This window comes from Gemmata sp. SH-PL17, from assembly GCF_001610855.1.
In the GTDB taxonomy this organism is placed as follows: Bacteria; Planctomycetota; Planctomycetia; order Gemmatales; family Gemmataceae; genus Gemmata; species Gemmata massiliana.
On sequence record NZ_CP011271.1, the window covers coordinates 6,742,985 to 6,757,040 of the forward strand.

General features: G+C 70.7%; 10 protein-coding genes. 5 read left to right on the top strand and 5 right to left on the bottom strand.

Annotated elements, in window-relative coordinates; translation table 11 throughout:
• Window positions 1-14: 14 nt before the first annotated feature.
• Together VT84_RS27820 and VT84_RS27825 are read right to left on the bottom strand one after the other, a co-directional pair.
• Window positions 15-3,182, bottom strand: a complete 3,168-nt coding sequence (locus VT84_RS27820; protein ID WP_082841791.1) for a response regulator — start codon at window positions 3,180-3,182, stop codon at window positions 15-17.
• 62 nt (window positions 3,183-3,244) lie between these two features.
• Window positions 3,245-3,808, bottom strand: coding sequence for a hypothetical protein (locus VT84_RS27825; protein ID WP_052555933.1), 564 nt, complete (start codon window positions 3,806-3,808; stop codon window positions 3,245-3,247).
• Between the two features lie 566 nt (window positions 3,809-4,374).
• On the opposite strand from VT84_RS27825, the gene VT84_RS27830 reads away from it, so the two are divergent.
• The 4 genes from VT84_RS27830 to VT84_RS27845 are packed head-to-tail and all read left to right on the top strand — an operon-like array spanning window position 4,375 to window position 11,347.
• Window positions 4,375-6,855: a hypothetical protein gene (locus tag VT84_RS27830; RefSeq protein ID WP_082841792.1), complete on the top strand. Its 2,481-nt coding sequence runs from the start codon at window positions 4,375-4,377 to the stop codon at window positions 6,853-6,855.
• Between the two features lie 26 nt (window positions 6,856-6,881).
• Complete coding sequence (locus tag VT84_RS27835) at window positions 6,882-7,874, top strand: ABC transporter ATP-binding protein (protein WP_082841793.1); 993 nt, start codon at window positions 6,882-6,884, stop codon at window positions 7,872-7,874.
• Window positions 7,871-9,526, top strand: a complete 1,656-nt coding sequence (locus VT84_RS27840) for an ABC transporter permease (RefSeq protein ID WP_052555938.1) — start codon at window positions 7,871-7,873, stop codon at window positions 9,524-9,526. Before VT84_RS27835 ends, VT84_RS27840 begins: the two co-directional genes overlap by 4 nt.
• Window positions 9,527-9,547: 21 nt before the next feature.
• A complete protein-coding gene (locus tag VT84_RS27845) occupies window positions 9,548-11,347 on the top strand; it encodes a HEAT repeat domain-containing protein (protein WP_082841794.1) in 1,800 nt (599 codons plus the stop codon).
• 37 nt (window positions 11,348-11,384) lie between these two features.
• Here VT84_RS27845 and VT84_RS27850 read toward each other — a convergent pair whose 3' ends face one another.
• Both VT84_RS27850 and VT84_RS27855 read right to left on the bottom strand, forming a co-directional pair.
• On the bottom strand, window positions 11,385-11,948 hold the full coding sequence (locus VT84_RS27850) for a thiamine pyrophosphate-dependent enzyme (RefSeq protein WP_082841795.1): 564 nt from the start codon (window positions 11,946-11,948) through the stop codon (window positions 11,385-11,387).
• A 5-nt stretch (window positions 11,949-11,953) separates the two neighbouring features.
• Window positions 11,954-12,436 (bottom strand): hypothetical protein, encoded by a 483-nt coding sequence (locus tag VT84_RS27855; RefSeq protein WP_082841796.1) that lies wholly within the window; start codon window positions 12,434-12,436, stop codon window positions 11,954-11,956.
• Between the two features lie 104 nt (window positions 12,437-12,540).
• Here VT84_RS27855 and VT84_RS27860 point away from each other — a divergent pair, with 104 nt between their 5' ends.
• Window positions 12,541-13,620, top strand: coding sequence for an alpha/beta hydrolase (locus VT84_RS27860; RefSeq protein ID WP_082841797.1), 1,080 nt, complete (start codon window positions 12,541-12,543; stop codon window positions 13,618-13,620).
• Here VT84_RS27860 and VT84_RS27865 read toward each other — a convergent pair.
• Window positions 13,607-14,008 carry a response regulator gene (locus VT84_RS27865; RefSeq protein ID WP_082841798.1) on the bottom strand — a complete coding sequence of 134 codons (402 nt, stop codon included), beginning with the start codon at window positions 14,006-14,008 and terminating at the stop codon, window positions 13,607-13,609. The two genes, VT84_RS27860 and VT84_RS27865, sit on opposite strands and share 14 nt — an antisense overlap.
• Window positions 14,009-14,056: the final 48 nt, after the last annotated feature.

Genomic DNA, 14,056 nt, shown 5'->3' on the forward strand with positions numbered 1-14,056 from the left:
AGTTCGGGTTCTTTTCAACCAGCGGTCTGCGGTTCGGCGAACCCGGCGAGGGTGGCCGACAGCCGGGTGACTTCGTGCGCCAGGACCGTCAGCGCGTCCGGCGCCGCAGCGAGGTCGCCGCTCGCGCCGATGTTTTCGAGTACCGCCGCGGCCTCCGCCGCCCCGGTACCGCCCACGTACCCCGATGCGCCCTTCAGTCCGTGCGCGGCCCGCTGAACGGTGGCGGCGTCGCCGCGGGTCACCGCGTTCCGCAGTTCGTCCAGGAACCTTTGAGAGTCCGTGCAGAAGATCCCCGCGACCTCGGCGAACAGCTCCTCGTCCCCGCCCAGGCGCTCGAGAGCGGCCGCGCGGTCGAATGCCGGGGTCGCGGCCCGCGGGGGCGGGGTCGCTTCGGTAACGGTAACCGCCCCAACGGGCGCGGCGCGCTCGGCCGCGGAGACCGCGGCGAGGGCGGTCGCCCAGTCCAGAACCCGGAGCAGTTCGAGCCGCTGCACGGGCTTGCTCACGTACTCGTCCATGCCCGCCGCGAGGCACCGCTCCCGGTCGCCCTTCATCGCGTGCGCGGTCATGGCCACGATCGGCATGCGCCGGCCGGTCCCGACCTCGCGCGCCCGGATCGCGCCGGTCGCCTCGAAGCCGTCCATCTCCGGCATCTGCACGTCCATGAAAATAACATCGAACGGCGCGGCCCGGTCCGAACCGGAATCCGGGGGCAGGAGGCTAGTAATCGGCCGGTCGCCCGCGCCCCGGCTCTCGACCACCGCGGCGGCCCCGTAGAGCGCGACGAGCGCCTGGCGCCCGTCGGCCGCGAGCGTCACGCGGTGCCCGAACTTGTCCAGGAGCCGGGAGATGACCCGCTGGTTGACCGGGTTGTCCTCGGCCACCAGGATGCGGAGCGCGTGCCCCTCCGGGGCGCTCACGGGGGCCATCTTCGGCACGGGCTTCGCGTCGTGGCCCGAGATCCCGGGCGCGCCCGCGCCGCGCATCGCGGCGGCGATCGCCCGGTTGAGTTCCGCCGGCTTCACCGGCTTGACCAGGTACGAGGACACGCCGAGGCTCCGGCACCGGGCCGCGTCGCCCTGGCGGTCGGCCGAGGTGAGCATGAGGACCACGGTCCCGGCGAGCGCCGGGTCGCGCCCGATGCGCTCGGCTACCGTGAACCCGTCCATTCCCGGCATCATCCCGTCCAGCAGCACCAGCGGGAACGGGGTACCGTTCGCCACGGCCCACCGCAGCTCGTCCAGCCCCTCCGGGCCGCTCGCCGAGCACGTCGGCCGCGCGCCCCAGTGCCGGACCGTTTCGGCGAGCACCCGGCGGTTGGTCGCGTTGTCGTCCACGATCAGGACCGACAGCCCCTTGAGATCGGCCGGGGCCTCGATCACGCGCTCGATCGACCCGCGTGCGCGCTCCAGGCGCACGTCGAAGAAGAACGTGCTCCCCTTCCCCAGTTCGCTCTCGGCCCCCACCCGCCCGCCCATCAGTTCGACCAGGCGCTGGCAGATGGTCAGCCCCAGGCCCGTGCCACCGTACTTCCGCGTGGTGCTCCCGTCCGCCTGGGTGAACGGCTCGAACACCGATTTCAGCTTGTGCGGCGCGATACCGATCCCGGTGTCCGTAACGTTGAACCGGAGCCGAACACCGTCCCCCGGCTCGGCCACTCGCTCGCACCGAACGAGCACCTCGCCGGTCTCGGTGAACTTGATCGCGTTGCCCACCAGGTTGTTGAGCACCTGGCGCAACCGGTGCCCGTCGCCCAGGAGCACGTCGGGCACGTCCGGGTGGGCCTCGTAGGTCAGTTCCAGCCCCTTACTGTGAGCGCGGACGGCCAGCGCCTTGAGCGTGTCGCCGACCATGTCCCGGACCGAGAACGGGAGCGGGTCGAGGTCCAGTTTGCCCGCCTCGATCTTCGAGAAGTCGAGGATGTCGTTGATGACCGTCAGGAGCGCGTCGGCCGACGACTTCACCAGCCCCACCGACTCGCGCTGGTCGGGCGCCAGGGGCGATTCGAGGATCAGGTCCGTCATCCCGATGATCCCGTTCATCGGGGTCCGGATCTCGTGGCTCATGTTCGCCAGGAACTCGCTCTTCGCCCGGCTCGCGGCTTCCGCCTCCTCGGTCGCCTTGCGCAGCGCGACCTCGCCCTGTTTGCGGGCGGTAATGTCCTGGATCTGGGAGACGAAGTGGAGCGGGGCGCCGGCCGCGTCGCGCACCAGCGACACCCCGATCAGCGCCCACACCACGCCCCCGTTCTTGTGGAGGTACCGCTTCTCCAGCTGGTACGCGCTCACCTGCCCGCTCAGGGTGCGGCCCACGCACGCCAGGTCGGACTCCAGGTCGGCGGGGTGAGTGATCCCCTGGAAGTCGCACGCGAGTAACTCGGACTCGGAGTACCCGACGATCTCGCAGAATGCCCGGTTCACGCGCAAGAGCTGCCCGGTGGGTGCCACGAGCGCCATCCCGGTCGCGGCGTCGTCGAACGCCCGGCGGAACTGTTCCTCCTTCTGCCACAGCTCCGCAGTCCGCTCGCGCACGCGATCCTCGACGGTCGCGCGGGCCGTTTCCAGTTCGGCCTCGCGCTCGGCGGTGCGCACCAGGTCTCGCTCGCCCCACCAGCACGAAAGGCACAGGAACAGGTCCATGAACACCACCCAACCGGTGTGCTCCACCCAGCGCCAGTCGGTCCCGACGGTCGTCCCGTACACCGATTCGGGCCACGCCGCGCCGCGCACGATGTGGTCGAGCGCGGTCACCGCGGACGCGATCAGGAGCACGCGCCAGTCCCGATACAGCGCCAGGAACGCGAGCGACCCGAACACGTGAAAGTGCGTCTCCAGGCGCCCGCCGGTCAGGTGAACGAGCAGCCCGGCCGAGAACATCTGGGCCGCGGCGATCACGAACCGCGTGTTCGCCTCACCGGAGCGGGCGCGCACGAGAAAGACGGGGAGCGCGACGATCAGGCCCCCGAGTGCGACCGCGGCCCACACGTGCGGGTGGACCCGACTGTCGGTCCCGGCCCAGGTCAGCGGCGCCACCCACGCGGCCAGCGCGATCATCGCGACCCACTGGAACACGAGCAGCCCGGCGAACAGTCGGTCGGTCCGCCGGTGGATCGCGGCGCGGTAGAGCACCGCCAGCTCGCGCGCCCGCGCCGCAGTTTCCGGATTCGTCGCTACCGAGGGCATGTTGGCCTTTCCGCGTCTGCAACCGCTCAACGAGCACTGGCGCGCCCGGCCCGCGTTGCTAATCAGGGCGTGAACAGGGGGCACCCGAACACGGGGGTGCTGGTGGGCGCGTCGCGCCCACCGATCCAGTCCAGAACCGCGGCGCGCCCCGGGCTCGCGCCCGCGCGCCCGCGGGCCACTGTCAGCCCGCCGCGAAACACGGTCCCGCCGGCCGGATCGGTCAGGACCGCGTGCCCCGACGTTTCGGCCCCGAACCGCCGCGCGGTCGTGCCGGCTTCATCGAGCCCGACTTCCGCACCGGGGATCCGGGTCGCGAGTCCCCACGATTCCCCGCGCTCCCAGCCCTCACGTGCGTCCTCTGGTCGGACGAACAAAATACGAACCAACAGGTCCGGCTCCACGCGGCCGATCTCGGCCACTTCACCCAGTGTCGCACGTGTGCACGGGCAGCGCGGGTGCACGAACACGGTCAGGCGCCAGCGCTCGGGAGCCGAGTCGTCGGGCGCGGACGATTGCGCGCCGACGGCCCCCGGGGTCGCGTCGTACCGTTCCCAGATCCAGAAACCGGTCAAGATCGCGGCGAGCCAGACGAACCCGATGAGCCAAACTTTTACATCGCGCGCCAAGGCCGAACCTCCAACCGCACACCACCCGGCGCGCCCGATCCCGGTCGCACGGAACCACTCGAACCCGAACCGCCCTTTTATGAGCCGTCCGGATTTCTGAAACGCTAGTTCATACTGGGTATCACCCCAGACTAATTCGGTAGGTGGTGCCCGAATCCCGGGCACCCGCCCGCTGAAATTGCGCACGGCAGATGAGAACGCACCTGCGGCGCGAATTGGGCGGTGGCCGAATTGAGCCCGGGCGCGAGCGCGGTTGTGGGACCGGGTGTAAGCCAGCTCGGAGGCACTGGGGACTGTCGCGCGATTTTTAAGCCGGCCCGGTAGCCCCGAGCGGCACCGGCGACGGCTCTTTTGCGGACGAACGTCACGAATTTCCGCCGGTTCGCGCTCCGAGTGACGGGCACGATCCGGGATTCCTATTTCACGCGAGACTTCATTCGGCCGTTTGAATAGGCTAGTGTGACTCGCGGCACAAGGATTCCGGTGACACGAAACGTCTCCCACGCCGGCTCCGTACAGCCCGTCACCTGAGCCGACTGCGTTACCTTTCTCCGGGATGCGCGGACATGCACCACCTGCGGGTCAGCGGAATCGCCTTCGCCCTCGGCCTGTTGATGTCCGCTCCCGAACCGGCGCTGGCTCAAGACGACCGTTCGCCGCTGCGCCTGGACGGGCTCTTTCCGGTCGGCGCCCGGACCTCGCTCACCGAAACGTGGGGCACGCTCCGGTTCGGGGTCGACAACTGGGGGCCGACCGCGCGCGAGGCCCGGGTCGTCGCCTTCTACCCCGACCGCCCCGACGTGCAGTACACCCGGGACGTGTGGGTACCCGGCAACTCTCGGCTCAGTTCCTGGCTCACCATCGGCCCGCCCCCGGCGCAGAACTTCCAACTCCGGCGGGACATCGGCTATCGCCTGTACGAGCGCGTCGACGGGGAATTCCGCCCGGTCGCGTCGCGCGACCCGGAGCGCCTCGTTACACGGGCCGTGCCCTACCGCCCGCGCGAGCCGAGTACGGCGGTGTACCTGGACGCGCCCGAAGACCCGGACAGCCCGGAATCCGTGAGCACGAAAGGCTCGGCCGCCGCTCAAGCGGTGCTGTTCGCGCGCACGTTCCGCCACGCGCGGGGGTTATCGGAAGCGGTCTCGGTCGTTCTCGACCGCCAGCTCCCGCCGACCATCGAGGCGTTCGACGGGATCGACCAGTTCGTGCTCGCCGGGAACCGGCTGACCGCGGACCCGGCCGCGGCCCGCACCCTGCGCCACTGGGTGCTCCAGGGCGGTACGCTGTGGGTTCTGCTCGACCGCGTGGACCCGGCCGTGCTCGCGCCGGTCCTCGGCGAGGCCCTCCGGTTCGAGGTGGTCGGGCGCACGGGCGTCACCGACCTGCGGCTCCGCCCGCCCGCCGAGCGCCTCGACCAGACCGACCGGCGCGAGTTCGAGCAGCCCGTCGATCTGGTCCGCGTGCAGCTCTCCGGGTCGGAAACGGTGCTCTACGAGGCGAACGGCTGGCCCGCCGCGTTCAGCCAACCGGTCGGGCGCGGGCGCGTCGTGTTCACCACACTGGACGGGCGCGGGTGGTACCGCCCGCGGGGGCCGCGCGACCCGGCATCGCGCTTCACCGAGATACGCGACGTGCCCGTGTCGCTCGACGCGCTCGACGGTCTGGCCGTCCACCTGTACCCGGACCCGCAGCCGGAGCCGCTCCGCACGGAAGAGCTCGCGCCGCTCCTGACGGCCGAAATCGGCTACGAGATCGCCGGGCGCGGGACCGCGAGCGCGATCCTCGCGGCGTTCGTGCTCGGCGTCCTGGCGCTCGGGCTCTGGCTCCGTCGGTCGCGCGCCCCCGAACGGATCGGGCTGTTCGGCCCGCTCCTGGCGCTCGTCACCGCCGGCGTTTTTGTCGCCGCCGGGGTCGCGTCGCGCCGCGCCGTCCCGCCGACCGCGGCGTCCGTGGCCCTGGTGGAGGTCACGCCCGAGAGCGGCGAGTCGTCGTGGCGCGGGATGTTCGCGGTGTACAGCCCGGAGTCCGGGGGGATCCAAGTCGGAACGGACCGCGGCGGGTCGGTCGAACTCGACTCGACCGGCCTAGACGGGCAGACCCGGCAGCGCGTTCAGACGGACTTCGACGCCTGGCACTGGGAGAACCTCGCGTTCCCCGCGGGCGTGCGGGCGGGGCCGTTCCGGTCCACGAACCGCACCGGGGCCGGCGCCACGGGGCGCTTCGGCCCGAGCGGTTTGGACGGCAAGTTAGCGCTCGGAACACTCAAGAACCCGGCCGACGCGGTGCTCTTTACCCGAGCGGGCGCGGCACTGACCGTGCGCCTCGAACCCGACGGTTCGTTCCGGACCACCTCGAACGACGTACTGCCCGCCGACCAGTACCTCTCCGGGAGCGTCCTGACCGACCGCCAGCAGCGGCGCCAGGACGTGTACCGGAAGCTCCTGGCGCGCCAGAACTCGGCCCCCCTACACGACCGTTTGTACGTGTGGGCGGACGCGGACGACGTTCCGTTCACGGTCGACGGGGCGAAGCGAACGGTCGGGTCGGCACTGCTCTCGCTCCCGATCGAGTTCGCGCCCCGGCGGGGGGGCGAGCTGGTGACGATCCCCCACGGGTTCGTCACCCACGCCGCGATGATCGACGGGCGCCCCCGGCGCCCGATGCTGGAGCACTCCGAATCGGCCCAGGTCCAACTGCGGTTCCAGTTACCACCGTCCGCGCTCCCGCTCGCGCTGGAGCGGGTGGTCCTCATCGCCCGGGTCCACGCCCCGGCGCGCAAGTTCTCGGTGGCCGCCCCCGGGGACGGGAAACCGGTCCCACTGTTCGACGCGACCGACTCGAACGGGCCGGTCCGGATCGAGATCACCGACCCGCGGGCGCTCCGACTGGACCCGGCCGGCGGGCTGCTCCTGGACCTGGCCGTCAGCGAGCGGCTCGGCCCCGACGGGCGCCCGAACCCCATCCGCACGACCGACATCGAGCAGGCGCGGTGGCACATCGAGGGGCTCGGGCTCGAAATCGTGGGGCGGGCGGGGAACCCGTAACCGGTATCGCTCAACGGGAGAACGCGATGGGAACGGACGGACCGATTGTCGAAGTGCGCGACCTGACGAAGAAGTACGGCCGGTTCGTGGCCCTGGACGGGCTGACGCTCTCCGTCGGGCGCGGGCAGATCCTCGGGTTCATCGGGCCCAACGGGGCCGGCAAAACGACCGCCATCAAGATCCTCGTCGGGCTGTCCCGGCCCACGGCCGGTAGCGCGACGGTGGCCGGCGTCGATTGCGTCGCGCGCCCGCGCCAGTTGAAGCGGCTGATCGGCTACATGCCCGACACGTTCGGCTCCTACGACAACATGCGGGTCAACGAGTACCTCGATTTCTTCGGTGCGGCGTTCGGGATCCCCCGGCGGGCGCGGGTGAAGCGGATCGACGAGGTGCTCGAACTGGCCCGGTGCCCGCAGTTCCGGGACCTGTTCGTCGAGAGCCTCAGCCACGGGATGAAGCAGCGCGTCGCGCTCGCCCGCACCCTGCTCCACGACCCGGTGGCCCTGATCCTCGACGAACCGGCCAACGGGTTGGACCCGCCCGCCCGGATCGAGATGCGGCACCTGCTGCTCGACCTGGCGGCGCGCGGGAAGACGCTGATCGTGACCAGCCACATCCTCCCCGAACTCGCGCGGATCTGCGACCGCGTGGCGATCATCGCGCGCGGGCGGCTCCGCGCGTCCGGCACGCTCGAAGAGGTCGCCCGGCAGCTCAGCCCGCTGCGCACCATCGAAGTGCTGCTGACACGGGCAACCGATCTCACCAAAACGGAAGGCATCGTCCGCGGGCACGCGGCCCCCGGCTCCGAGACCGAGGCGTCGGAGCCGGAACTGGCCGTCCGGTTCCGCACGGCCAACAGCGAGAGCGAACTCGCCGGGTTGCTAACACAGTTGGTCGGTGCGGGGGTCGGGGTCGCACAGTTCCGGGAAGTGCAGACCGACCTGGAAGAAGCGTTCATGACCGCGGCGCGCGAGGGCGACGCCGAGGTCGCGGCGGGTACGGGGGGGGAATCGTCGTGAACCCGATCGTCCGCCGCGAACTACTCGATTTGCTCCGCGCGCGGGGCACGGTCGTGATCCTGGTCGGCTGCGCGCTGGTTACGGGAATACTCGTCCTGACCCACTGGCCCGCGGGCGGCGTGGGCGACCTCGGTGGGAGCGCGGCGCTCGGCGTCCTGCGCGCCCTGGGGTACGGGTTGCTGACCGGCCTCCTGCTCGTCCTGCCGGCGTTCCCGGCGTCCGCCATCGTGCGCGAGCGCATGCGCGGGACGCTGGCCCTGCTGCTGAACTCGCCGATGACACCGTCGGCGATCTACGCCGGCAAACTCGGCGGGATTCTGGGCTTCACCGCGATCCTGTTGCTACTCACGGTCCCCGGCGCGGCCGCGAGTTACGCCCTGGGCGGGTCCACCGTGACCGGCGGCGTGGGGCTACTTTACGCGGTGCTCGCAGCTCTCGCGGTGCAGATCGCGACCATCGGACTGTTCGTGAGCGGCCGGGCACAGGGAACCGACAGCGCCCTGCGCACTACTTACGGGGTGGTGCTGACGCTGACCGTTCTGCCACTCACGGCCCACTGGCTTTTGCCGCGGGACAACCCGGTTCTGGCGGGTCTCGCGGCGTGGCTCGGGTGCCTGTCCCCGGTCCCGGCCGTGTTGGAAGTGGTCGGGCACGGACGGGTCGGGCTACCGGGCGAGAGCTACGGCGGCGGGGCCGTTACCCGGTACGTGTGTCTGGCCCTGGCGATTAGCAGCCTGCTCGCAGGTGCGGCGATCCGCTCACTGGGCCGGGTTCCGCTCGACCGCGCGCGGGCCGCGGGCGTGATGACCAACGACCGGTCCGCGGGCGCGCGAGCCGTGCGCCGGGTGCTGTTCCTCGTGGACCCGAACCGGCGCTCGCGCGGGACGAGTCGGCTCGTCAACCCGGTGCTCGTGAAGGAACTGCGCACCCGGCGGTTCGGGCGCGCGCACTGGACCCTGCGCTTGCTCGCGGGGACCGCGGTCCTTTCGCTGGCACTGAGTTACATTGCGGCCTCGGGCGCCCTCGGCTGGGGCACGGAGGTGATCGGCGGCGCGCTCGTTCTGATGCAGTCCGCGCTCCTCGTGCTATTCGTCCCGAGTCTCTCGGCCGGCCTCATTAGCGCCGAGCGCGAGGGGGGCACCTGGCAACTGCTGCGCACGACACCGCTCTCCGCGGGCGCGATCCTGCGCGGGAAGCTGATGAGCGCCGTGTGGCCGGTGCTGCTCCTGCTCTGCGCCACGATGCCGGGGTACGTCGTCCTCGCGACCGTACAGCCCGAGACCGCGTCCCAGATCGGGCGCGTGCTGGCCTGTTTGGGTTCGATGGCCGTGTTCGCGGTAATGGTGGGCGCGGTCGCGAGCAGCCTGTTCCGCTCCACCGCCGCCGCGACCGCCGCGTCGTACCTGGTGCTCGCGCTGGTCTGCATCGCGCCGCTCCTGGTCTGGCTCGGCCGGGAAGCGCCGTTCAGCCACCGGGCCGTCGAGGTCGTGCTGATGATCGACCCGGTGGCCGCGGCCCTGAGCGCGGCGAACACGCCCGGGTTCTCGCGCTACGACCTGCTGCCGTTCAACTGGTGGGTGATCGGCGGCACCAGCCTCGTCCTGTTCCTGGTTCTGATCGTTCGCACCCGGCGCCTGTACCGACCGGACTAGACACAGGTTTCGGAGATCACCGTGCCCCGGATCACCACGAACCGCTCCCTCGCCCTCGTGCTCGCCGTCCTCGCGAGCACGACCGGGGTCGCGCGCGGCGAAGACCTGGATTCGGTCATGTACCGCGACCCGGAAGTTCCGGTCGCGAAAGTGGTTAAGGTCTACCCCAAGGAACTGATCCCCCTCTGGTCGACGGCCCTCGAGCGCCCCGACCGGGAATCCCCGGGTCAGGCCGCGCTCGCGATCGCCACGGCCCACGAGGGCGGGATGACCGGTCTGGCGGTCACGGTGCCCGCGCTGATTCGGCTCCTCGAGCGCCCCGACCCGTACCCGACCGTGGTGTCGTCCGCGGTCCGGGCGCTGGTCGCGCTCGACGCGCGTGACGCGGCCCCCACGTTCCTGCGGCTCGCCAAAACGGGTGATCCGGACGTGCGCGAGTCCGTCGAACTGGCGCTGGCCCGGTGGGACCACAAGCCCGCACGCGACCTCTGGATCGAGCGCATCGGCCAACCGGCTCCGCACGGGCGGAGCACCCTGCTCGCGGCCCGGTGCCTCGGAACCGTTCGCGACGACCGCGCGGCCACGAGGCTCCGCGAACTCGCACTGGCCACCGACACCCTTCCCCCGCTCCGCCTCGCCGCGGCCCGCGCGCTGGGCGAGATCCGCCGATCGGGGTCCGAAGCGGACGCCGCGCAATTGGCCGGCGACATTACCCCGCGCGGGGTAACCGGGCGCCTCGTCGGGGCCGCGCTCCTCCGGCGGCACGAGGGGGACGAAACGGTCCGGTTGCTCCAGAAGTTTACCCAGGACAAGGAACCGGCGGTGGCGGCGCTCGCCGTCGTGCGCCTGTCCGAACTCGGCACCAAGCACGTCCTCCCGGTCCTGACCGCGGCCCTCGCCAGCCCGGACGCCGAGGTGCGCGCGCACGGCGTGGAGGCCATGTTCCGCAACCCGTCGGACAACTACGTCCGAGAACTGGCGCGGGTGCTCAACGACCCGCACCCGGACGTCCGCGTGCGCGCCCGTAAGTGCCTCCGCGAACTGGCCGAAACGCCCCGGCGCGAACTCGTCATCGAGCGCGGTGTCGCCGCGCTGGGCGGGAACTGGCGCGGGCAGGAACAGGCCGCGATCCTGCTCGGGCAACTGGTTCACAAGCCCGCGTCCGGGCGCCTGGTGGAACTGCTGAAAGCGAACCGGCCCGAGGTGTTCGTAGCGGCGGCCTGGGGGTTGCAGCAACTGGCGGTGCCCGAGACGCTCCCGAACGTGTTGGAGCACATCCGCAAGCGCCACGCGGAAATACTCCTACAGGGAACGAACATAAACACTCTGGCGTTCCCGTCCGACGCCCTGGACCAACAACTGTCCCACCTCATCCAGTTCCTCGGCCAGGCGCGGTACCGGGAAGCCGACGCCGCGCTCCGGGCGATCGTCCCGCGCATCCTCAAACCGGGCATGCCCCCGGGGTTCACGCCCGTCGGCCCGTTGGCGCGTGCCGCGGCGATTTGGGCCCTCGGGTTGTTCCACGAGGGCAAACCGGACGACAAACTCGTCACCGTGATCGAGAGCCGACTCACCGGGGACGGGATGTTCGGGCGCGACGACGAGCGCGTCCGGCGCATGTCGGCGCTGGCACTGGGGCGGATGGGGGCGAAGCAGTCGATCGAAGCGCTCCGCAGCAATTCCGAGGACAAGGCCCCTTCAACGAGTACCGTGCCGAACGCCTGCCGGTGGGCGCTCAACCGCTTGACCGGCGAACCGATCCCGCCCCCGGGGACGATCGAATCGGTGCAACGGGACTGGTTCCTGGTTCCCCTCAAGTGACCCGTGGGCTGTTGACCGAGCGGGCGATTGGCGCCGGTCAAGCGCCCAGCGCGGATCGTAGTCGCGCGATCTGGTCGGCCATCGGGCGCGGGGCGGAGGGCGTCGGCTTCCCGATCTCGCCTTGTACTTTCAGGTGAACAAACACCGGGCCGCTCCCGGTAACCGCCTCCGGCGCGACCGCGGCCCATTCCTCGCTCGTGGCGCACGCATAAACGCGCCCGATGCCCGCGGCGCGAGCGAGCGCGGCGAAGTCCGTGCGGCTCGCGTTCGCCACCGCCTGGCCACCGGTCACCTCGTAAAGTCCGTTGTCAATGAGCACGATATAAAGCGGGACCGGGAACTGGGCCGCCGTCACGAGGCAGCCGAGGTTCATGAGCAGCCCGCCGTCCCCGGTGAGCACGATCACCCCGCGCCCCGGTCGCGCGAAGCACAGCCCGAGTCCGAGCGGGACCGCTTGCCCCATGCTCGACGGCAGGTAATGGAAATCGAGCGGCGAATCGGACATTTGGGGCCAGATCGCGACCGAACCCATCGTCGTCACAACGATCTGTTCGCCCCGAACTTGGGCCAGCACTTCGAGGGCGGCGCGGTGGGTCATCATGGTGCTTACTCCGCCCAGAGGATCGCGGCCGGGGTCGGTTGATCGACCAGAGCTTTTAGCGCGCCGGTCAGTTCCAGGGCGCTCGCCTCCGCCGGGTCGAAGCGCGTGTGGGGCAGTTCCCACGCTTCGACCAGTTTCGTGGCGAAGTGCGGGCAGTTGTCGCCGCTCTTGCCGGTCCGGGCAACTCGTTCGCTCCGCACACCGATAATAAGTTTGAGCGGCAGCTTCAGATCGTGGGCCACGTTGCGCACCGCGTCGCCGGCCTCGAAGAACCCGGTACACTGGACCGCGACGAGCGGCCGCGCGCCGCCGAGTATCAGCCCCGCCGCCAGTGCCACCGCCTCCCCCTCGCGGCACACGCGGACCGGCGCCAGGTGCGAGTTCCGGAGCGCGGGTTCCCACGTCCCCAAGTGACTGTCGGGAATCCACACGAGGTGGGTAAAGCCCGCGGCTTCGAGGGCCGATACGACTTCATTAGGGCCGAGCATAACGGGCCTCTCCCCTTCCCCGGTCCCGTGGGCGCGTAAGACGGGACGCGGACACCACGAATAATACCCAGAAGCGGGCCGCGTGTAATCTCTTTGAGGGCCGAATGGTCGAGATCGTGGTTCGGGTGCCGGACAACACCCCGCCGTGGCGCCGAGCGTTCCTGGCCGGAGACGGGCCGCTCGGCGACTGGTCGGCGACCGGTGTACCGCTCGACCGCTGGGACGACGGCACGCACCGCACGCGGCTCGACCTTCCGGCCGGGCACGAGGGGCGCTTCATTGTCACGCTCGGGCGGTGGCGCGAGGCCGAGAGCGACGGCAACGGGCACGAGCGCCCCCCGCGCGAGTTGCGCGCGAGCGGGCCGTCACGGGTCGAAGTGGACGTGCGCGGGTGGGACCAAACGAGCATCGATTACCACCACGGGTTCCCGTCGCGGTTCCTCCCGCACGCGCGAACGATCAGCGTGTGGCTCCCGCCCGGGTACGGCGCGCACCCCGACCGGCGCTACCCGGTTTTCTACATGCACGACGGGCAGAACCTCTTCGACGCGCACACCGCGTTCGCGGGGGTGCCCTGGGGCGCGGACGAAGTGGCCGAGCGCGAGATCCGCGCCGGTTCGGTTCCGCCGGTCATCCTGGTCGGGGTCGCGAACACCCCGGATCGCTTGAACGAGTACGGCCCACAACGGTGCGGGCGCAAGCGCGAGCGCGACCTGTCGCGCGAGTACGGCCGGTTCCTGGTCGAAGAAGTCAAGCCGTTCGTTGATGCGTTGTACCGCACGCGGACCGAACCGGGGCACACGGGCGTCGGCGGGTCGTCGATGGGCGGGTTGATCTCGCTGCACCTGTGCAAGTGGTACCCCACCGTGTTCGGGAAGTGCGCGGCGCTGTCGCCCTCGCTCTGGTGGGACCGCGAATACTTCTTGCGGAACGTGACGGTTTCGCCGGGCTGGTTGGAGCGGTGCCGCGTGTGGATCGATGTGGGGGAACACGAGAGTTCTTCGCGAATCGGCAGCGCGGCCACGATGCGCCGGACGCGCCGGCTGGCCCGGTTACTCGCGCGCTACGGCCCGCACCCGGACGAGCGCAACCGCTACACGGAAGTACCGGGCGGCACGCACAACGAGCGCTCGTGGGGGGCGCGTTTCGATCAGGTACTGCGTTTCTTGTTTACTGCGGTGTAAGGGCAGCGGCCGCGCGCACCGCGGCAAGAAGTTGCTCCCGCGTGAACGGCTTGGCCAGGTACCCCTCGGCCCCGTGGTCCGGGACGTCCTCTTCGGCCCGGCCGCTCATGAGCACGATCGGTGAGCCGCGGGTGGCGAGCCGCAGATCGGGAATAACTTCGACCCCGCTCCGGTCCGGGAGCGAAACGTCGAGCAGCACCACCGAGTACCGTTGCGAGGCCCGGAGCGCCCGCCCCATCGCCGTGGCCGCGTCCCCGGCGTCGTCCACCCCGTACCCCGCGCGCTCGAGCATCAACCGAGCAACCGTGCAAATACTCGACTCGTCGTCCACCACCAGTACGAGCGGGCGCGGGATCGGGAGCAGCGGGGTGTCGTCGGACAGGGGCATTGAGCGTCCTCCTCAAGAGGAGATGGGCGACCGCGATGGGTCGAGTCG